Below are 18750 nucleotides of genomic sequence, written 5' to 3'. Positions count from 1 at the left end.
GCCCGGCGAACCGGGCAAGCAAGAGGAACGGGGCGGCCTCGTCGACCCGGGGATACCCGGACAAGAAGGCAGTCCCAGCACCTAGGGGCCGGGCGTCGGCCGGCTGCGGTCCAGGGCATATAGCCGCCACTGGCCGGGGACACCCTTGAGAGTGTGTTCGCCGCGGTCGACGAATACGTGCCGGGAGCCGGTGACGATGTCGCGCAGGGTGGACGACACCAGCACCTCGCCGCCATCCGCGAGGGCCGCGACCCGGGCGGCGATGTGCACCGCCATGCCGGCGACGTCAATCTTGGTGGTGCCCCGCACTTCCACTTCGCCCGCGTGGATGCCCGCCCGTACCTCGAGGTCCAGCCCGGCCACCGCGGCAACGACGGCGTCGGCGCACGCGATCGCCGCGCTCGGGCTGGTGAACGTCGCGACGAATCCGTCGCCGGCGGTGTTCACCTCGTGACCGCCGAACCGCTGGATCTCGTGGCGCACGATGTGGTCATGGTTGTCGAGCAGGTGACGCCAGCGGTTGTCGCCGAGTTCGGCGGCGCGACGGGTCGAGCCGACGATGTCGGTGAACATCATGGTGGTGAGCACACGTTCGGCGGCGGCGCCGCCGCGCACGCCTGTGACGAACTCCTCGATCTCGTCGAGCATGGGTCCGGCGTCGCCGACCCAGTACAGGACGTCCGCACCGGGGAACTCGATGAAACGTGATCCCGGGATGTGCTCGGCGAGGTAGCGGCCTTGCCCGACCGGAATGAAGATCGCCCCGGTCCGGTGCAGGATCAGGGTTGGCACGTTGATGCGGGGCAACGTTTCTCGCACGTCGGCCTCAGCCAGAGCAAGCGCCACGGCCCGCGCCATACTGGGCGGGCCGGCCCGGTTACCGGCCAGGTCCCACCACGAGCGGAACCGGTCGTCGTCGGCGACCGACGGCGCGACGATGCGCAGCACGTCGAAACCCTGTTCCACCGCGTCGTGCTCGAGCGCGACAGTGAGGTAAGGGTCGAGGCGGCGCGGCTCGGCGCCGACGGGGTAGTCGGGTGCCCGCAGCGAACGCGCTGTGCCGTTGACGACCGCCAGGTTGATCACCCGTTCCGGGTAGTCGGCCGCCAGCACCAGGCCGGTCATCGCATGGAAATTGGGCGCAAGTACCGTCGCGCGCTCGGATCCGACCGCGTCCAGCACCGCGATCGCGTCTTCGGCCCAGAACTTCGGGCCCAGCAGGTCGGCAGCCGGGGTGCGCGAGGAGAGGCCGACCCCGCGCAGGTCGAACCTGATCACCCGGGCGAACGATACCAGGCGTCGGTGGAAGCGGTACAACCCGGGCTCGTCGTCCACCGAGTCGATCGGCACGAACGGTCCCGGCAGCAACAGCAGGTCCGTTGGACCGTCACCGAGTACCTGATAGGCAATGTCGACATCGCCGCACCTGGCGTACCGGGTACGCGGAGCCTGCGCCACGGGCTCAGGCTAACCCCACCGGCTGCTCTGCGTAATCTCATGACGGTGAGCGCACGCGCAGGCATCGTCGTCACCGGCACCGAAGTTCTCACCGGCCGCGTCCAGGACCGCAACGGTCCCTGGATCGCCGATCGGCTCCTCGAATTGGGCGTTGAACTGGCGCACATCACTATCTGCGGTGACCGCCCCGCCGACATCGAGGCGCAGCTGCGGTTCATGGCCGACCAGGGCGTGGACCTGATCATCACCAGCGGTGGCCTCGGCCCGACCGCCGACGACATGACCGTCGAAGTGGTGGCCCGGTTCTGCGGCCGCGAACTGGTCCTGGACGACGAGCTGGAGAACCGGATCGCCGAGATCCTCAAATCGTTGATGGCGCGCAACCCGGCCTTCGCCGCCCTGCTGGAACCCGGCAACTTCGAGTCGGTGCGCACGGCCAACCGCAAGCAGGCGATGATTCCCGTCGGCTCCCAGATCCTCGACCCGGTCGGCACCGCGCCGGGCGTGGTGGTGCCCGGCAAGCCGGCGGTGCTGGTGCTACCCGGCCCGCCGCGCGAACTGCAGCCGATGTGGCGCAAGGCAATTGAGACACCAGGCGTGCAGGAGGCGATCGCCGGACGGACTGTGTACCGGCAGGAGATGGTGCGGATGTTCGGGCTGCCCGAGTCGGGCCTGGCCGAGACATTGCGCGATGCCGAGACCGCCATTGACGGCTTCGGGGCGCTGGAGATCACCACCTGTCTGCGGCGGGGCGAGCTGGAGATCGTGACCCGTTACGAGCCCGGCGCGGCCGACGCATACGCGCAGCTGACCAAGCTGCTACGCGACCGGCACGGCGACAAGGTGTTCTCCGAAGACGGTTCGCAGGTCGACGATTTGGTGGCCGGGCTGCTGGCGGGCCGCCGAATCGCAACCGCGGAATCCTGCACCGCGGGACTACTGGCGGCGCGGCTGACCGAACGGCCGGGCTCGTCGGAGTATGTGACCGGCGGCGTGGTGTCCTACTCGAACGCAGCGAAGGTGCAGCTGCTCGGTGTCGACGCCGGCCTGATCGAGCAGCACGGCGCGGTGTCCGAGCCCGTCGCCGAGGCGATGGCGGCCGGCGCCCTGAAGCGCTTCGACGCCGACACGGCAATCGCGATCACCGGAATCGCCGGCCCCGGCGGGGGAACTGAGGAAAAACCGGTCGGCACAGTCTGTTTCACCGTGGCGCTGGGCGATGGCCGATCCGTCACCCGGACCCTGCGGCTGCCCGGCAATCGGTCCGACGTGCGGGAGCGCTCCACGACGGTGGCGATGCACCTGCTGCTGCGGCTGCTGCGCGACTAGCCTCGCCGCCTTTCGTCGCACCCTTACGTCACGCTGGCGTGACGCTCGGCGCCCAACGCCACTCTGGCGTGACGCTCGGCGAGGGAAGACGCTAGCGGGCTTGCTCCGGCAGGAACGCGGTCTCGGCGGTGCCGAACCGAATTCCGGTGGCGTCTTGGCCGATCAGCGTCAACACCGCAACCATGACCAGCACCGGCACGATGGTCGCCGCCAGCGCGAACGGGTAGCCGTGAGTCTCGGCCAGGTGCTCCTGGATCGGCAGGTTGAACGCCGCCAACAGATTGCCGAGCTGGTAGGTCACCCCGGGGTACAAGCCGCGGATGGCGTCCGGCGACATCTCGGTGAGATGCGCGGGGATCACGCCCCACGCGCCCTGCACGCAGACCTGCATCAGGAACGACCCCAGGCAGAGCATCGCGGCCGTGCGCGAATATGCGAACAACGGCACGATCGGCAACCCCAGCACCGCGCAGAACACGATGGTGTAGCGGCGGCCGAACCGCTGCGACAGCGTCCCGAACACCAGCCCGCCGATGATCGCACCGACGTTGTAAGCCACCACAATCCAGCGGGCGGTGGCGCTGGACAAGCCGGCCCCGTGGTCGGTGGTTGCCTTCAGGAAGGTGGGGTAGACGTCCTGCGTGCCGTGGCTCATCCAATTGAAGGCGGTCATCAGCAGGACCAGGTAAAAGAAACGCCGGATCACCTTCGCCTCGCGCAGCACGTCGCGAACCCGGGTCTTGGTCAGCCGCATCCGGTCCTGCGCGGCCTCCCAGACTTCGGATTCCTCGACCCGGTACCGGATGATCAGGCTGATGAAGGCGGGGACGATGCTCAGCGCGAACAACCACCGCCACGACAGCCCCAGGCCGTTCATCACCACCAGCGACGCGACCGTGGCCAGCAGGTAGCCGAGCGAGTAACCCTCCTGGAGCAGGCCCGAAAAGAACCCGCGGCGCTGCGCGGGAACTTTCTCCATGGCCAGCGCCGCGCCCAGTCCCCACTCGCCGCCCATGCCGATGCCGTAGAGCAGCCGAAGTATCACCAGCACAGTGAAGTTCGGCGCGAACGCGCAGAGGAATCCGACGATCGAGTAGAAGGCCACGTCGACCATCAGGGGCAGCCGGCGGCCGACGCGGTCGGCCCACAATCCGAACAACAACGCACCCAGCGGGCGCATCGCGAGGGTGGCCGTCGTGACGAACGCGACCTCGGTTCGGGAGCGATGGAACGTCTCGGCAATGTCGGCGTAGACCAGCACGACGATGAAGTAGTCGAACGCGTCCATCGTCCAGCCCAGGAACGCCGCGACAAACGAATTGCGCTGGTCGCTGGTCAGGCGCTGTCTACTCACCTGAGCATCGTGGCCTACCCGCAGCAATACCGCGAGTTTCGACGGCCCCAATCTGTGCGACGCGCGAGTATGTTCCGGTTACATGCGCATCATCGACGCCGACGGGCATGTCGCCGAGAACCCCACCCTGGCGATGGAAATGCTCAAGCGGTGGCCCGAGCATGTCGCGGTCAGTGGCGGCGAGCGGCCCCGGTTGGTGATCGAAGGGCGTCGCTACCCCGAGGACCAGGGTCCCGGCGCCGGCTGTCCCGTCGAGCACGGCATCACCAAGGCGACGGGCCTCAATTGCGCGACTCCCGAGGGCATGCTGGGCGACGCCGACCGCGATCAACTGGACACCATGGTGCTCTATCCCAGCCTCGGCCTGTGCGCGCCGAGCTTGGAAAACCGTGCGTTCGCTGCCGGATTCGCGCGGCTCTACAACCAGTGGATCGCCGACTTCTGTGCACCGACCAACGGTCGGCTGCGGGGGGTGGGCGTGACCCCGATCGAGCACGGGCAGGTTGCCATCGACATCATGGCTGAGGCCAAGGAGCTGGGACTGGTCGCAACCCTGGTGCCGCCGGCGCTGAAGACTCGCAACCTCGACCATCCCGACCTCGACGCGTTCTATGCCGCCGCCGTAGACCTCGAGATGCCGCTGGGCATCCACGGCGCGCCGGGCGTGCACCTGCCCAAGATCGGCGTGGACCGGTTCACCAACTACATTCAGGTGCACTGCATCAGCTTCCCGTTCGACCAGATGACTGCGATGACCGCGCTGGTGTCCGGCGGTGTCTTCGAACGCCATCCGCGGTTACGGGTCGCCTTCCTGGAAGCCGGCGCCGGGTGGGTGCCGTTCTTCATTGACCGCCTGCACGAGCACTACGAGAAGCGCGGCGACTGGATCGACCGGGGCTGGCGACGCGACCCGCACGAGTACCTGCGGGCGGGCAACATCTGGGTGACGTGTGAACCTGAGGAGCCGATCCTGCCCGGCGTGATCGACGTCCTGGGTGACGACTTCATCATGTTCGCCAGCGACTACCCGCATTGGGACGGGGAGTGGCCGGAAAGCACCAAGCACCTTCGCCACCGGTCGGACATCAGCGAGCAATCCCGCGAAAAGATCGGCGGACTGAACGCCCAGCGCTTCTACCAGCTGAACTGAGCACCCGGTGGCAGGATCGGCGCATGGTGCCTTTTCTGGTCCGCGCGGCCTTCACCGGTCTTGCGTTATGGGTGGTGACTCTTTTCGTGCCCGGAATGCGTTTCGTCGGCGGGGACAATGCAGTACAGCGGATTGGAATCATCTTCGTCGTCGCTGTCCTGTTCGGATTCGTGAACGCGATCGTCAAACCGGTGGTGCAGGTCTTGTCGATTCCGATGTACATCCTGACCCTCGGCCTGTTCCACGTCGTCGTCAACGCACTGATGCTGTGGATCACCGCCCGTATCACCGAGCACACCACTCATTGGGGACTGCAGATCGATCACTTTTGGTGGACCGCGATCTGGGCGGCCATCCTATTGTCGATCGTCAGTTGGGTGCTGTCGCTGGCCAGCCGCCGCGCTGGGCGCCGGCATTGATACCTCAGTGAAATGCCTGCGAAAATTCGCGCCTACTACCTATGTCCTCAGGCCCAATTACACATATGCTAATTAAGTCCGTGCTTTCGAAGACCGCCTCTGACGACCGGCAAACACCTACGCTGTCTCTCGGTACGACGAAGATAACCCCCACGACGACGGGATAACGCGGAATATGAACACTGTCGCGATCGGATCGAAGCCCGGTCCCGGGAGCACGCGGCTAAGTTCGCAACTTGCTGATCCGAACAGTGGCCTGCGCGCGGTCACCGAGTGCACCGGGTCGGCCGTCGTCATCCATGTCGGGGGCGATATCGATGCCAGCAATGAGGTCGTGTGGCAGCGGTTGGTGAGCAGGAGCTCTGCCATCGCCATCGCGCCCGGCCCGTTCGTCATCGACATCCGCGAGCTGGATTTCCTAGGTTCCTGCGCCTACGCGGTGCTGGCGCAGGAGTCGGTACGTTGCCGTCGCCGCGGGGTGAATCTGCGGCTGGTCAGCAACCAACCCATCGTGGCCCGCACCATCGCCGCGTGCGGATTGCGCCGGTTGCTGCCGATGTACACCAACGTCGAAAACGCGTTGGCCCCGCCGGCGTGAACCGGCTCAGCCCCTTTCGTTGACCAAGCGCGTCACGCCGCGCGCACAGCCGTTAGGGTACGTGCTGGCCGTTGGGCCCGAGCAGGCCGTTGAGGATGCCGAGGCTGGTTTGCAGCTGAGCCCCCGCGACCGGTCCTGGAGCGGCGGGCGGAGGCGCGTCCGCCGACGGTTGCCACGGCTGGCAGCCATTCGTCTTGAACGTCTTGTCGGTGGGCTCGATCTGCACCACCTGCGGCTTCTTCGTCATCGCGTTGTCGATCAGCGCGCCGTCGGGGTTGCCGGTCCGCTTCCAGTAGCAGGTGCCGTTGCCGACCGGGCCCGCGGTGCTGTATGTGCCCGGCGCGATGTCCGTTCCGACGTTGTAGATGCCGTCGTGGTCCATGGTCGTTTTGGGTGCCGCCGCAGGAGCCGGGGCCGCCGACGACCCGGCCGGGGCCGGAGCAGGAGCCGGCGTCGGGTCGGGATCCGCCGCAGCGACGCCGACGGATGCGGCCCAGCCGGCGACCATCAGCGCCGCGGCACCGACCCGCCACGCCGTGCGAGCTGTTTCCTTAGAGCGCATAACTAACCAGGGTACCGCTACGCGCGGCGTGGTGTCAGTCCAGACGGCGAACGCACGACATAGGACTGCATCAGTCACCCCACCCATCCCAGAACGTGATTGTCTCGGCGGGTGGCCTTGCCGCGGGCCGGAAGTCGGTCCCGATGGTGTAGGCCACCGGGAACAGGGCGGCCTGCGTGACAGTGGGCGGAATCCCCAGCACGTCGGCGACCTCGCGCTCCCTGGCCAGGTGCATCGTCGTCCACACCGAGCCCAGGCCCCTCGACCGCAGGGCGAGCAGGAAACTCCAGCCCGCCGGGATGATCGACGCCCACGCCGAGGCGGCGACCAACCGGTTGCTGTCATCGATGGGTTGCAGCAAACACGGGATCACGTGCACCGGCACCCGCGCCAGAGTGTCCGTCAAGGCGTGCGCGCTGCGATACACGCGCTGGGTCTGCGGATCGGTCGCGGTGGCGGCGGCCTGCGCCAGATACTCGGCGCCGACGCCGCGGTAGATCTCGGCGATGGCGGCGCGCTTGCCCGGGTCGGTCACCACCACCCAACGCCAATCCTGGGCGTTGCTGGCCGTCGGCGCCTGCATCGCCAGGCGGATGCACTCGAGGATGACCTCCCGACTGACCGGCCGGGTCAGGTCCAGGCGTTTGCGTACCGCGCGCGTGGTGGTCAGCAATTCGTCGACTGAAGCGATGTCCATTCCGTGCCCTTTCGCCGTCCGCTCAGAATCACCGATGGCGCGCGATCGGTAAAGCTCGGCTATTGACGGGAGCGTTAGACGCACATGGACAGGATGAACCGCGCCGGTTTACCGTGCTGGCAGAAAAGCCGGCGTTCGTGAGGCAGCGCCGCGGAAAGAGGTCTGGGCGTTGCTGTTCATGCACGAAGTCCACACGGTGCGCGGCCGCGCCGAGGACGCTTTCGAGGCCGCCTTCCGTGACGGTTGGATGCCCATGCTCGCCACCGGCAACGAGGCCCGCCTGCTCTGGTACACCAACCAGGCGCACGGCAGCGGCCCCGCCTACACCGTTATCACCGTGACCGCGGTCCGCGACGGTGCCGCCTGGGAGCGGTTGACCCACCGGGTCCAGCGGGGTGATCTGCGGGACTGGATGCGCCACACGGACGAACTGCGCCACGAGGTGGACGCGAAGCTGCTCGTGCCGCTGCCGTGGTCGCCGATGCTGGAAGTCTCGTTCGACGAGGTGCCGGTCGACGGCCGGGAGCACGACATGAGCCTCTACATGGAGGACACCATGTGGCCCTATGAGGACAAATTCGAGGAGTACATCGTGCGCTGCGGCGAGGTGTATGCGCGCTCCCTCGAACAACCCTCGTCCATGCTGAAGATGCACGCGTCCTTCCAGCCGGCGCTGGGCAGTCATCTGCGCCGCGAAGTGATCCTGATGCAACGCATCAGCCGCCCCGAAGCGCTGCTCGACCTACTGCGCACCCATATCCCGGCGGAGTACCGCGTGCCCGGGACCTGGCTGCACGACGCGCTGGACCTGCGCGATCAGTGGACCAGCCGGTTGCTGCGCACCTCGACGTGGTCCCCGCTCTACTGAGGCACGGATGAACATCGGGACGATCATCGACGCCGCGGCGGCGCAAGACCCGGAGCGCATCGCGCTCATCATCGACGACCGTCCGGTCGGCTATGGCGAACTCGGCGCGGCGGTCCGTCGCTGCGCTACCGGCCTGGCCGACCGGGGCATCGCCGCAGGCGACCGCGTCGCCGTTGTCGACGCCGCCGGCGTGCTGTCGATCGCGACACTGCTTGCGGCGGCGCGCATCGGCGCCGCGGCGGCGCTGATGAATCCGGCGCTGACACCGGGCGAGCTGCGGGCGTTGATGGACAACGCCGGCTGTTCGCGCGTCGCGGTGGCCGGGGCCGCGTATGCCGACCGGCTAGCGGAAGCCGGGGTACCGGCGGTGCTGACGGACGCGGACCTCCTCGAGGACCGCAAAGCGGCGGCGCCCGAGCCGGTCGCCGACTCCGTCGACTCCGCGGCGATGATCCTGTTCACCAGCGGCACCACCGGATTGCCCAAGACGGTCGAGATCGGCAACCGGCAACTCGAGGCGCGCCTGCAGCGCACGTCGCGACCCTTCGCCGTGGACACGCCGCCGGTGGCGGTGATGATGTGCGTTCCCTATTTCCATGTCGGCGGCTCGCTGGGACTGCTCGCCAGCCTGCACTCGGGCAACACGCTGGTGGTGCAGAAACGCTTTGACGCCGGGGAGTGGTTGCGCCTGGTGTCCCAATATCGGGTGACCGGGATGTTCCTGGTGCCGACCATGCTGCACCGGATCCTGGAGCATCCGGACTTCGCCACCACCGACCTGTCCTCACTGGCCGCCATCACCTACGGGGCGGCGGCCGCGCCCACCACGTTGATGCGCAGCGCCGTGGCCGCACTGCCGCAGGTAGCCTTCACCAACGTCTTCGGCCAGACCGAGACCCTCGGGACGTATGCCAACCTGCTGCCCGAGGATCATCACGATCCGGCCCGGGCGGGATCGGTGGGCCGGCCACTGCCCGGCGTCGAGGTGCGCGTGGTCGATCCCAACACCGGCGTGGACGTCGAAGAGGGTGCGGTGGGGGAGTTGTGGGTCAACTCCCCGGTCAACACCGTGCCGGGATGGCTGCGCACGGGCGACCTGGGGCGCCGGGACGCGGATGGCTACATTTTCCCGACGGGCCGGCTGCGTGACACGATCAACCGCGGCGGCGAGAAGTTCGGGCCGATCGAGGTCGAGGAGGCGCTGCGGTCCCACCCGGCGGTCAGTGACGTCGCGGTGGCGGGCATCGCCGATCAGGAACTGGGGCAGCGGGTGGGCGCCGCGGTGGTGGCCAGGACGGCAGTCACGCTGGAGGAATTACGCTCGCACTGCCGGGCCCGGATCGCCTATTTCAAGCTGCCCGAAAAGCTGGCCATCGTCGACAACATCCCTTACAACGCGACGGGCAAGGTCAATCGCAGTCAGCTCGCCGCGCTGATCGCGGGCGTTTCCTAGCTTTCGTTGCCGCGGTTGAGGATTCGCGCGGCGTCGGCGACCATGCCGGCCACGATGTCGGCGGCCGGACGGATCTCGCGAATGACTCCGACGGCCTCGCCGACCAGCACCGTGTCGACGTCGAAATCCTCGGCGGCCACACCTCGCTCATACGCAGCCACCACCTCGGGCAGCCGACTCTGCAGCTCGGTCTCGTTGCCGTGCCACCGGCGGATGAGCGCGTTGGCCACCAGGCGCAGATCGTACTCCGGTGGCCATTCCCGTTGTCGCACAAGGTCAAAGGCGCGGGTGCGGATCGTGTCGTCGCCGCTGGCCTGCAGAGCCCGCTGCTGTGCCCGCGTCGAGACCAACGCCTCCGGAGACGCCCAGAACCTGCTGCCGACCAGGACCCCGTCAGCGCCCAGGGCCAGCGCCGCCGCCAGGCCCCGGCCATCAGCGATACCGCCGGCGGCCACCACCAGCGTCTGGGGTGAGCGTTCGGCGACCAGGTCGACCACGTCGGGCACCAGGGTGAAGGTCGAGCGGGCGCTCATTCCGTGTCCGCCCGCCTCACCACCCTGGGCGACGATGATGTCGGCACCGGCGGACAGGGCGCTGCGCGCCTGGGCGAGGTTCTGCACCTGCGCCGTCACCGGGACCCCAGCGGCGTGAATGGGTGCGGTGAACGGCGCGAGGTCACCGAACGACAACATGACCGTGGCGGGTTGCTGCGCGAGAACGGCATCCAGTAGTTCGGGTTGACGCACCAAAGCCCAGGTGATGAACCCGTATCCGACACGGGCTTTTTCGCTGTTCTGAATCTCTGCCTGCAACCAGTCCGGGTCGCCGTAGCCCGCGCCGATGAGGCCGAGACCGCCCGCGGCGGTCACCGCCGCGGCAAGCCGGCCACCCGACACCATTGCCATCGGCGCTAGCAAAATGGGGTGCTCGATGCCGAGCGCATCGGTGAGACGGGTGTTCAGCGTCATTTTCGGCTCTCCTTCGCCAACTGCAGCTCACCGGTGAGAAACTGCGCCCGGCCATGCCCGAAAGACCAGTCTTCGTCGTCGTTTTCGGTTACCGACACGATCAGATCCGCTGGATCCTGGCCGCATCGGTCGGCGAGTTTGGCCGCCACCAGCTCATAGAACTTCTGCTTGAGCTCGCGTGGCCGGCGCCGGCTCACCACGTGCAGTATGACCAAGGCGTCGGTGCGATCGATGCCCAGACCGGTGTCCTGCGCGACGATCTCGTGGGCGGGATGGCTGCGCACCACCTGATAGCGGTCGCGCTGGGGCACCCCGAACGCTTCGACCACGGCCTCGTGGATGGTGTCCAACAGCACCCGAACCTCCGAGGGCGTCCGCCCCTCGACGATGTCGATGTATAGCAGTGGCATTGTTTTCTGTTTCCTTTCTGACATGTGAGGCAACGTCGAGACCGGGGCGCCCTATACCGGTGGTGAAATGCCTGCTGTGGCGCATCTATGCTTGTCAGGCATGAGTGGTGTGCAGAGCGGGCGCGTCGAGCTGCGTCACCTGCGGGTGTTCGAGGCGGTCGCCCGGCTCAAGTCGTTCACCCGGGCCGCGGACGAACTCAACATCACTCAGCCGGCGCTGAGCCGCACCATTGCCCAGCTGGAAGACGCGCTCGGGGTCACGCTGCTAGACCGCACCTCGCGGCGCGTGGAGACGACCCGAGCAGGACGGACGTTTCTGGAATACGTCGAGCGGGTCCTTGCCGAACTGGAGCGGGGGTTCGGCGCGTTACGGCGCCAGGCGACCATCCGGTTGGGGTTCAGTTGGCTGCTACCCGACCCCTGGGCGCAGCGCACCGTCGCGAGTTTCGAGCGGACCACCGGAACCACGGTGACCCTGGTGCGCACCGACGACGCGCTGGCCGCGGTCGAACAGGGCAAGGTCGACGTCGCCGTGGTACGCGGGCAGGTCGAGTCGACCGCCGTACGCGTGGTTCATCTTTTCGACGAGTCACGTGTCGCGGTGTGTTCGGTGCACAGTCGGCTGGCGGAGCGATCGGAGTTGGAGTGGCGTGACATCCCGCGGTTCCCGCTGGTCGTCAACACCACCAGCGGCACCACCGGCCCGTGGTCCTGGCCGGCGGGCGAAGGGCCCGAAAAGATCGTGGAAACACTGAATTTCGATGAGTGGATCGAATCGGTCGCGGCCGATCGCGGCCTGGGTGTGATTCCCGATGTCGCCGTCCGACGCAACATCCATCCGGGGGTGCGGTTCATCACGCTGCGCGCAGCGCCGCCGAGTCCGGTCGCCCTGGTCTTTCTGCCCCGGCATCGCAATGCGAACCTGCGCCGCTTCGTGGAGGCAGCCGTCGCCGAACGCGACTGAACCGCCTCACCCCAGGGCCGCGAAGCCGTTCTGAACCAGCTCCAGGCTCGTCGCCACCAGCTCACCGAGATCGTCGATACAGCCGCGGCGGCCCCAATTCTCCACCGCCACAAACAAAGCCGCTGCCAACGCCGCACCGGCGACTTCGGCGACGAGGGCGATGCTCGGCACCTCCGGATAGCGCTGTCTGATGAAGTCGGTCAGCGTGGCGGCGAAAGACGCCTGCACCACCCGCAGGTGACCCGCAATCCGGTCGGCGCTGATCAGTTCCGCGCGGGCGGTCGCCGCCTGACGGACCACCTCGATGTCATGCGGGAACGCCGCCACACTGGCCAGGACCGCGTCGAACAGTGGCTCCGAGGCCGGTCGCTGGGCAAGCGCCTCGGCCAGCCACTCGAGGTGTGTCTCGTAGTCCTGAAACAGCACGGCTTCCTTGGTGGGGAAGTGCCGGAAGAACGTCCGCTCGGTGACTCCGGCCTCCCGGGCCAGCTCCGTTACCGTGACATTGGCAAAACCGTTGCGGGCGAAGCAGTTCAGGGCTGCCTGGCGCAGCGCCTCGTGTGTCGATTGACGGCGGAGCGTGTGTCGGTTCGTCCCGGGGACCAATGCAGTCATAGCAGGAGAGATGGTATCCCAGCCGTCAGGAGATAGTCAGTACCGACATCTTCCTATTATGTCAGTACTGACATACTCTCGTCGGATGACGCGTAACGAGTACTACGACGCGATCGTGGTGGGTGCCGGCCACAATGGATTGGCCGCGGCGGTGATCCTGCAGCGAGGTGGTCTGCGCACGTTGTGCCTGGAGGCCAACACCTATGCCGGAGGCATGGCGGCGACCGTCGAACTGATCGACGGCTTCCGCTACGAGATCGCCGGGTCAGTGCAGTTTCCGACCGCGAGCCAGATCACCAAGGACCTCGGCCTGGACACCTTGCCAACGGTGGAACCGGAGGTGATGTCGACCAACATCGGCGAGAACGGCGAAGAGCCGATGATCTTCTACCGCGACCCGATGCAGTTGATGACGCATCTGGGGGACAAGCACGGGTTCGAGGCCGTCACCGGGATGGCCGAACTGATCGGCTGGAGCCAGGGGCCGGCAAAAGCGCTGGGCCGCTTCGATGTTCGCACTCCGCCGAAGACCCTGGACGAGATGTACGCCGGCGCGGCCAATGACGCCGAGCGCCGCGCCATTCACGAGATGCTGTTCGGATCGGCGATGGACGTGATCGACCGCTATCTGCCTGACAAGGTCAAGCACGCCGTGATGCGGGGGATGCTGGCGTTCCTCGCGGTCAACTCCACCTACCGCGGACCCTATACGCCTGGCAGCGCTACCTGCCTGGCCTTCGCGTTGGCCGTACCGGACAGCGGCACGGCGATGATGACCAAACTCAAAGGCGGCATCGGTGCCCTGACCGACCATCTGCGCGAGTTGTTCGTCTCGCACGGCGGCGAGATCCGCTTTCGGTCTCGGGTCGAGGAGATCCTCGTGGACCACAGCGCGGTGACGGGCGTGCGGTTACGCGACGGCTCGACGATCGGCGCTCCGACTGTGGTGTCCAACTTGGCGCCCGAGCTCACGCTCGGCACATTGGTCTCGGCCGAACACCTTCCCGCCGAACTCATCGCGCGCCTTTCGGGTCGTGACCACCGAGCGTCGTTCGTGCAGATGCACTTCGCCCTGGACGAGTTGCCCGAATTCGCGCCGCCCTACGAGTTGTTGAACGAACCCGGCATGCAGATGTCGGTGGGCATCTTCGGCTCACCCGAGGAGCAGCAACGCCAGTGGGAGAACTGCCGACGGGGCATCGTGCCCGACAACCCCTCTATGGGCCTACAGATCCCGTCGGTACACGACCCGGGCCTGGCGCCGCCCGGCAAGCACGCCGCGAGCGCCTACGCCTACGCGTTCCCGGTCGAGGTGGACCGCAAGCAGCATGGTCACCTCAAGAATGAGATGGCACAACAGGTTATTGACAAGATCACCCGGTTCGCACCGAACTTCAAGGACATCGTGCGGCGGCACATCACCTTCGCGCCGTACCACATGCAGACCATGTTCGCCGCGCCCGACGGTGACTTCTGCCACGGCCTGCTGCACCCGGACCTGATGGGGCCCAACCGCCCCGGCCCGAAGGGGTTCCTCGATCTCCCCATCCCGGTCGACGGTCTCTACCTCGGTGGCGCGGGATGCCATGGCGGCCCGGGCATCACCTTCACTCCCGGGTACAACGCCGGCTGTCAGGCACTCGACGACGCTTCCTAGCGAAGCGTTTTCAGGTGCCCTTGGTCTTCAGCACCCGCTTGCGTAAGCCGTCGGTGGCGGTCTCCATCAACCCCTTGGCGCCCTTCTTGACCAGGAAGCCCGGGACCGGCACGTTGAGGTCGACGGTCAGCTCGAAGTTGACCCGGGTCGAATCGCCGTCCGGGGTCAGGGTGTAACGGGCATGCTGAGCACGCTGCGAGCCGGAGCTCACCAAGGTCCAGCTCACGCCGTCGTCGTGTACGGAATAGTCCAGCACTTGCTCGTCGCTGACCCCGACGACCTTGACGACCTGCCGCGACTTGCTGGGATGTCCCTGCTCGTCGCGCTCGAGGACCTCCACCTTGCGATGGGCCGGCGACCACTCCGGCAGCGATTCGAGGTCGAACAGCACGTCCATGATCTGGTCGGGCGTCGCCTCGATGACGACCTCTCTGGACTCGGTGACAGCCATGCCCGGTAGATAACCGCGGCTGCACCCGTTGAAACAGCGGTCAGGGCACCAGCACGACCTTGCCGATGTTCTCGCGGGCCGCGAGGATCCGGTGCGCTTCGGGCGCTTGAGCGAACGGCACGGCCGCGTGCACGATCGGCGACGCCGTACCGTCGTGCAGCGCCTGGCTGAGCGGGGTGATCCAAGGCTCCAGCGTGCCGCGATCGTCCCACAGCTTCAGCATGTTCAGCCCGATCACGATCTTGGACTCGGAGAGCTGATCGAGCAGATTGAAACCGCGCAGCATGGCCAGCGCGTGCGGCGCCACCCGGCGCAACGATCGTTTCTCACCCTCCTGCATGTTCGAGATTCCATAACCGACCAGCCGACCCCCCGGTCGCAGCAGGGAGTACGACCGCCGCAACGACGTGCCGCCGAGCGCGTCAAGGACGAGGTCGTAGGGTTCCAGTCCCTTCCACCACCCGTCGCGGCGGTAGTCGATCGCACGATGGACGCCCAGCTCTTCGAGCTTGGCATGCTTGCCCGGCGATGCGGTGCCGTGAATCTCGGCGCCGGCGGCCTTGGCGAACTGGATGGCCGCGATGCCCACTCCGCCGGCCGCGGCGTGAATCAGCACCCGCTCGCCGGCACGCAGCGACCCGTACCCGTGCAGCCCCGCCCAGGCGGTCGCGTAATTGACCGGCACCGCCGCGCCCTGTTCGAAGCTCGTCGGATCGGGCAGTGTCACCGCGTCCGCCGCGGCGACGTTGACGATCTCCGCGTAGCCACCGAAGCGTGTTCCGGCCAGCACCCGTTCGCCGACGCGACCCGGGTCGACGCCCTCGCCGACCGCCGCGACCGTCCCGGCAACTTCATAGCCGACGACCGCCGGCAGCTTCGGCGCGTCGGGATACAGCCCGACGCGGGCCAGGTGGTCGGCGAAGTTCACCCCGGCCGCCCGCACGTCGATTCGCATCTGACCCGGACCCGGCGGCGGGGGATCCGGTCGCTCCTGGACCTTCAGAACCGATGGGTCGCCGTGTTTGGTGATCACGACTGCTCGCATTGTGTTCCCTCCTGGTTGCGGCAGATCTTTTCGAATGGATGCAACCAATCACCGAGTGCCGTAAGCGGTTCCGCGGTCAACCGGTAGATTCGCCGGCGACCCCGAGGTTCGTCGGCGACCAGGCCGGCTTCGCGCAGCACCTTGAGGTGTTCGGCGACGGCTGGGCGGCTGAGCTCGAACCGGTCGCTGAGTTCTCCGGCCGACAGGGGCTGGCGCGTCAAGATTTCGAGGAGCCGACGTCGCACCGGATTCGCCAGTGCTACGAACAGGCGATCGCAGAGGCGATCGGGGGTAGGCACGCCGCAATATATGTCGGAAAAATCCGACATGTCAAGGCGCCTGCTAAGCGCCCGGGACCGCGATTTACCGTCTAAACGTGACCGAGCAGCGCCGAGCCGCCGACGAGGTGGTGCGCGGCCATGTCGTCACTATCGCTACGCGGCTGGCACGGCGCATCGACGAGATCAGCCTGATGATTCAGACGGGACTCGAAGAGCAAATTCCTGACTTGGGCTCAGACGCGCGGATGGCGGACATGCTGGCCGCGAGTGTGCGGACAAATCTACTGACGGTCTTCGACGTTTTGCTGCATGGCTCCGAGGTCGACCGGATCGGCGTGCCGGAGCCCGCCCTGGAATACGCGAGGATGGTGGCTCAGCATGATCTGCCGCTGACCACGCTGGTACGTGCCTATCGGCTGGGACAGCGTCATCTGACCGAGCTGGTGTTTGCGGAACTGAACGATCTGGCGATTGAACCGAACACCCGGGTGGGGGTGATCGAAGGAATCACCGCGGTGGTTCTCGAGTACGTCGATCGGGTGTCGCAGCAAATGGCCGCGCAGTACGAGGATGAACGCGGCCACTGGCTGGAAAACCAGAACAGCATCCGAGCCATGCGGGTGCAAGAGGTGCTCAGCGACAACACGGGCGTCGACGTCGAGGCCGCCTCCGCCGCGCTCCGGTATCCCCTGCACTGGCAGCACCTTGGCCTGGTCGTCTGGCTGCCCGGCCACGAGTGCACCGACGATGAGCTCACCCGTATCCAGGGATTCATCCGCGGCCTGGCCGACTCGGTCGAGACCTCCGCCGGCCCGCTGATCGCCGCAGCCGACCGCTCCAGCGCCTGGATCTGGTTGCCGTTTCGCGCCGCACCGGGTGATATCACGACGAAGGTCCGCCACTACGTGACGGCGCGAACGGAATCGCTGTGCATGGCGATCGGCGCGGTGGGATCGGGTGTCGGAGGGTTCCGCCGCTCCCACCGTCAGGCGCAACGGGTCAGGGCGGCGGTACTAGCCACAGCGGGGCGATCACCGGGTCGGCAGCGGGTCATTGCCGCGGCAACCGATGCCGCCATGACGGCCGCGGGGCTGTTGGGCACCACCGACGATGAGGTCCGCGAGTGGGTGTCCGACGTGCTGGGCCCATTGGCATCTGACACTGACGACGATGCCGTGCTGCGCGAGACGCTGCGGATATACCTGCACAACGGCGCCGCCCACGAAATCGCCGCGCAACAGCTGAACCTCACCTTCAACGCGCTGAAGGGCCGACTTGAGCGGGCGGTCGCTCGGCGCGGCCGGCCGATCTCCGATCGGGTCGACGTCGAGCTGGCCCTGTTCGCCTGCCATTGGTACGGTCCGACGGTACTCCGCGCGGGGCACTAGTGCACCAGCATTGGGAGCGACTGGCCCCGGGTGTGCATCGCTGCCGACTCCCGTTTTGTGACGTGACGATCGGTCTGGTGTGCGGACGCGACGGGACGCTGCTCATCGACACCGGCACCACGCTCGACGAGGCAGCCGCCGTTGCGTCGGACGTCCGTGCGATCGCCGGTCGCCCGGTGACCCACGTGGTGTTGACGCACAAGCACTTTGACCACGTTCTGGGTTCATCGGTGTTCGCCGGAGCGGAGCTGTATTGCGCGCCGGAAGTGGCCCGATCCCTGGCATCGGCCACCTCGGACCTGCGCGACGACGCTGTGCGGCACGGCGCGGACGCGGGGCAGGTGGAACGCGCCATCGCGGCCCTGCGCCAGCCACAGCATCACGTGCATGACGGGTTGATCGACCTCGGCGACCGCACCGTCCGCGTCTCCCACCTGGGCGCCGGCCACACCCGTTCGGACCTGGTCGTGGTCGTCCCCGGGGTTCACGCGGACGACCCGGCCGTTGTGTTCACCGGTGACCTGATCGAGGAGTCCGCCGACCCGGCGATCGACGCCGACTCCGACGTCACCGCCTGGCCCACCACCCTGGAACGGCTGCTGCAGATCGGAGGGCCCGGCGCCGTGTACGTCCCGGGGCACGGGAGGGTGGTCGACGCTGAATTCGTTCGGCGGCAACGCCGTTGGTTAGCTGCGTACGCCGCGCGGGGCGGCGGCGACCGCTGAACTCGAGGCGGTCGAACCGGTAGTCCTAACGCCTGGGTCGCCGACGCACTCGGGGAACCGGCAGCGGCTTCCCAGCCCGCACACAGGCCAATCGCGTCGAATACGGCTTAGTTTGAGCCGACATACAACATAGGGGGAGCAGTGACAACCGTGAGAACCTTCGCCATCGGCGCGGCAACATTGGCATGCATCGGCGTTGCGGCCGTTGGTGTTTCGTCCGGTGCCACCGACCCCGCCCCCACAGTTCGCCTGGTCGCCGTCGGCGCGCCGCTGCCCCAGGACCCCGCGCGGAGTACCGTCGGACCGTACCAATGGCAGGCGAACAGGGCCAGCTCGACGTCGACCCGATCGGAGATCG

20 protein-coding genes and 1 pseudogene are annotated in these 18750 nt (G+C 67.2%); 11 read left to right on the top strand and 10 right to left on the bottom strand.

Features of this window, described 5'->3' with window-relative positions:
* Nucleotides 1–81 precede the first annotated feature (81 nt).
* Nucleotides 82–1458, bottom strand: coding sequence for a bifunctional lipase/adenylate cyclase LipJ (gene lipJ / locus A5645_RS21405; protein ID WP_065130940.1), 1377 nt, complete (start codon nt 1456–1458; stop codon nt 82–84).
* Nucleotides 1459–1503: 45 nt separating this feature from the next.
* Here lipJ and A5645_RS21400 point away from each other — a divergent pair, with 45 nt between their 5' ends.
* Nucleotides 1504–2787 carry a competence/damage-inducible protein A gene (locus A5645_RS21400; protein WP_462355937.1) on the top strand — a complete coding sequence of 428 codons (1284 nt, stop codon included), beginning with the start codon at nt 1504–1506 and terminating at the stop codon, nt 2785–2787.
* 91 nt (nt 2788–2878) lie between these two features.
* Here A5645_RS21400 and A5645_RS21395 read toward each other — a convergent pair whose 3' ends face one another.
* Nucleotides 2879–4141: a sialate:H+ symport family MFS transporter gene (locus A5645_RS21395; protein WP_081288477.1), complete on the bottom strand. Its 1263-nt coding sequence runs from the start codon at nt 4139–4141 to the stop codon at nt 2879–2881.
* Between the two features lie 82 nt (nt 4142–4223).
* On the opposite strand from A5645_RS21395, the gene A5645_RS21390 reads away from it, so the two are divergent.
* The 3 genes from A5645_RS21390 (at nt 4224) to A5645_RS21380 (ending at nt 6308) form a co-directional block, all read left to right on the top strand.
* A complete protein-coding gene (locus tag A5645_RS21390; protein WP_065130939.1) occupies nt 4224–5291 on the top strand; it encodes an amidohydrolase family protein in 1068 nt (355 codons plus the stop codon).
* Between the two features lie 23 nt (nt 5292–5314).
* Nucleotides 5315–5710, top strand: a complete 396-nt coding sequence (locus tag A5645_RS21385) for a phage holin family protein (protein ID WP_065036380.1) — start codon at nt 5315–5317, stop codon at nt 5708–5710.
* Between the two features lie 175 nt (nt 5711–5885).
* A complete protein-coding gene (locus tag A5645_RS21380) occupies nt 5886–6308 on the top strand; it encodes an anti-sigma factor antagonist (RefSeq protein WP_065036381.1) in 423 nt (140 codons plus the stop codon).
* Between the two features lie 52 nt (nt 6309–6360).
* Here A5645_RS21380 and A5645_RS21375 read toward each other — a convergent pair whose 3' ends face one another.
* Nucleotides 6361–6870: an Rv1352/Rv1906c domain-containing protein gene (locus tag A5645_RS21375; RefSeq protein ID WP_065036382.1), complete on the bottom strand. Its 510-nt coding sequence runs from the start codon at nt 6868–6870 to the stop codon at nt 6361–6363.
* Between the two features lie 70 nt (nt 6871–6940).
* The gene (locus tag A5645_RS21370; protein ID WP_065036383.1) at nt 6941–7567 is read right to left on the bottom strand and encodes a nitroreductase family protein; all 627 of its coding nucleotides are present in this window, start codon (nt 7565–7567) and stop codon (nt 6941–6943) included.
* A 178-nt stretch (nt 7568–7745) separates the two neighbouring features.
* Here A5645_RS21370 and A5645_RS21365 point away from each other — a divergent pair, with 178 nt between their 5' ends.
* Together A5645_RS21365 and A5645_RS21360 are read left to right on the top strand one after the other, a co-directional pair.
* Nucleotides 7746–8435: a hypothetical protein gene (locus A5645_RS21365; protein ID WP_253867096.1), complete on the top strand. Its 690-nt coding sequence runs from the start codon at nt 7746–7748 to the stop codon at nt 8433–8435.
* A gap of 7 nt (nt 8436–8442) precedes the next feature.
* Entirely contained in the window at nt 8443–9888 is a 1446-nt protein-coding gene (locus A5645_RS21360) for a class I adenylate-forming enzyme family protein (protein ID WP_065130937.1), read from the top strand.
* Here the strand turns inward: A5645_RS21360 and A5645_RS21355 are convergent.
* On the bottom strand, nt 9885–10856 hold the full coding sequence (locus A5645_RS21355; protein WP_065130936.1) for an NAD(P)H-dependent flavin oxidoreductase: 972 nt from the start codon (nt 10854–10856) through the stop codon (nt 9885–9887). The two genes, A5645_RS21360 and A5645_RS21355, sit on opposite strands and share 4 nt — an antisense overlap.
* Nucleotides 10853–11266 carry a tautomerase family protein gene (locus A5645_RS21350; RefSeq protein WP_065036387.1) on the bottom strand — a complete coding sequence of 138 codons (414 nt, stop codon included), beginning with the start codon at nt 11264–11266 and terminating at the stop codon, nt 10853–10855. Before A5645_RS21350 ends, A5645_RS21355 begins: the two co-directional genes overlap by 4 nt.
* Nucleotides 11267–11366: 100 nt before the next feature.
* Between A5645_RS21350 and A5645_RS21345 the strand changes: the two genes are divergently transcribed.
* Nucleotides 11367–12230: a LysR family transcriptional regulator gene (locus A5645_RS21345; protein ID WP_065130935.1), complete on the top strand. Its 864-nt coding sequence runs from the start codon at nt 11367–11369 to the stop codon at nt 12228–12230.
* Between the two features lie 6 nt (nt 12231–12236).
* On the opposite strand, the gene A5645_RS21340 is transcribed toward A5645_RS21345, so the two are convergent.
* The gene (locus A5645_RS21340; protein WP_065130934.1) at nt 12237–12845 is read right to left on the bottom strand and encodes a TetR/AcrR family transcriptional regulator; all 609 of its coding nucleotides are present in this window, start codon (nt 12843–12845) and stop codon (nt 12237–12239) included.
* An 85-nt stretch (nt 12846–12930) separates the two neighbouring features.
* Between A5645_RS21340 and A5645_RS21335 the strand changes: the two genes are divergently transcribed.
* Nucleotides 12931–14502 carry a phytoene desaturase family protein gene (locus A5645_RS21335; RefSeq protein ID WP_065130933.1) on the top strand — a complete coding sequence of 524 codons (1572 nt, stop codon included), beginning with the start codon at nt 12931–12933 and terminating at the stop codon, nt 14500–14502.
* Between the two features lie 10 nt (nt 14503–14512).
* On the opposite strand, the gene A5645_RS21330 is transcribed toward A5645_RS21335, so the two are convergent.
* From A5645_RS21330 to A5645_RS21320, 3 genes are read right to left on the bottom strand one after another with little or no spacing between them, the layout of a single operon-like run.
* Nucleotides 14513–14953 (bottom strand): SRPBCC family protein, encoded by a 441-nt coding sequence (locus A5645_RS21330; protein ID WP_065036391.1) that lies wholly within the window; start codon nt 14951–14953, stop codon nt 14513–14515.
* Between the two features lie 40 nt (nt 14954–14993).
* Nucleotides 14994–15998, bottom strand: a complete 1005-nt coding sequence (locus A5645_RS21325; protein ID WP_065130932.1) for a zinc-binding dehydrogenase — start codon at nt 15996–15998, stop codon at nt 14994–14996.
* Nucleotides 15983–16327 carry an ArsR/SmtB family transcription factor gene (locus A5645_RS21320; RefSeq protein WP_065130931.1) on the bottom strand — a complete coding sequence of 115 codons (345 nt, stop codon included), beginning with the start codon at nt 16325–16327 and terminating at the stop codon, nt 15983–15985. The genes A5645_RS21325 and A5645_RS21320 overlap by 16 nt, the downstream gene beginning before the upstream one ends.
* Before the next feature lie 47 nt (nt 16328–16374).
* On the opposite strand from A5645_RS21320, the gene A5645_RS21315 reads away from it, so the two are divergent.
* From A5645_RS21315 to A5645_RS28410, 3 genes and pseudogenes are all read left to right on the top strand, one after another.
* A complete protein-coding gene (locus A5645_RS21315; protein ID WP_065130930.1) occupies nt 16375–17667 on the top strand; it encodes a PucR family transcriptional regulator in 1293 nt (430 codons plus the stop codon).
* Nucleotides 17667–18392 carry an MBL fold metallo-hydrolase gene (locus tag A5645_RS21310; protein ID WP_065130929.1) on the top strand — a complete coding sequence of 242 codons (726 nt, stop codon included), beginning with the start codon at nt 17667–17669 and terminating at the stop codon, nt 18390–18392. Before A5645_RS21315 ends, A5645_RS21310 begins: the two co-directional genes overlap by 1 nt.
* 141 nt (nt 18393–18533) lie before the next feature.
* Nucleotides 18534–18750 (top strand): annotated as a pseudogene (locus tag A5645_RS28410) (hypothetical protein); the annotation flags it as partial.

It is taken from the genome of Mycobacterium asiaticum, from assembly GCF_001673635.1.
In the GTDB taxonomy this organism is placed as follows: Bacteria; Actinomycetota; Actinomycetes; order Mycobacteriales; family Mycobacteriaceae; genus Mycobacterium; species Mycobacterium asiaticum_C.
This window is presented reverse-complemented; position numbering and strand designations above follow the sequence as displayed.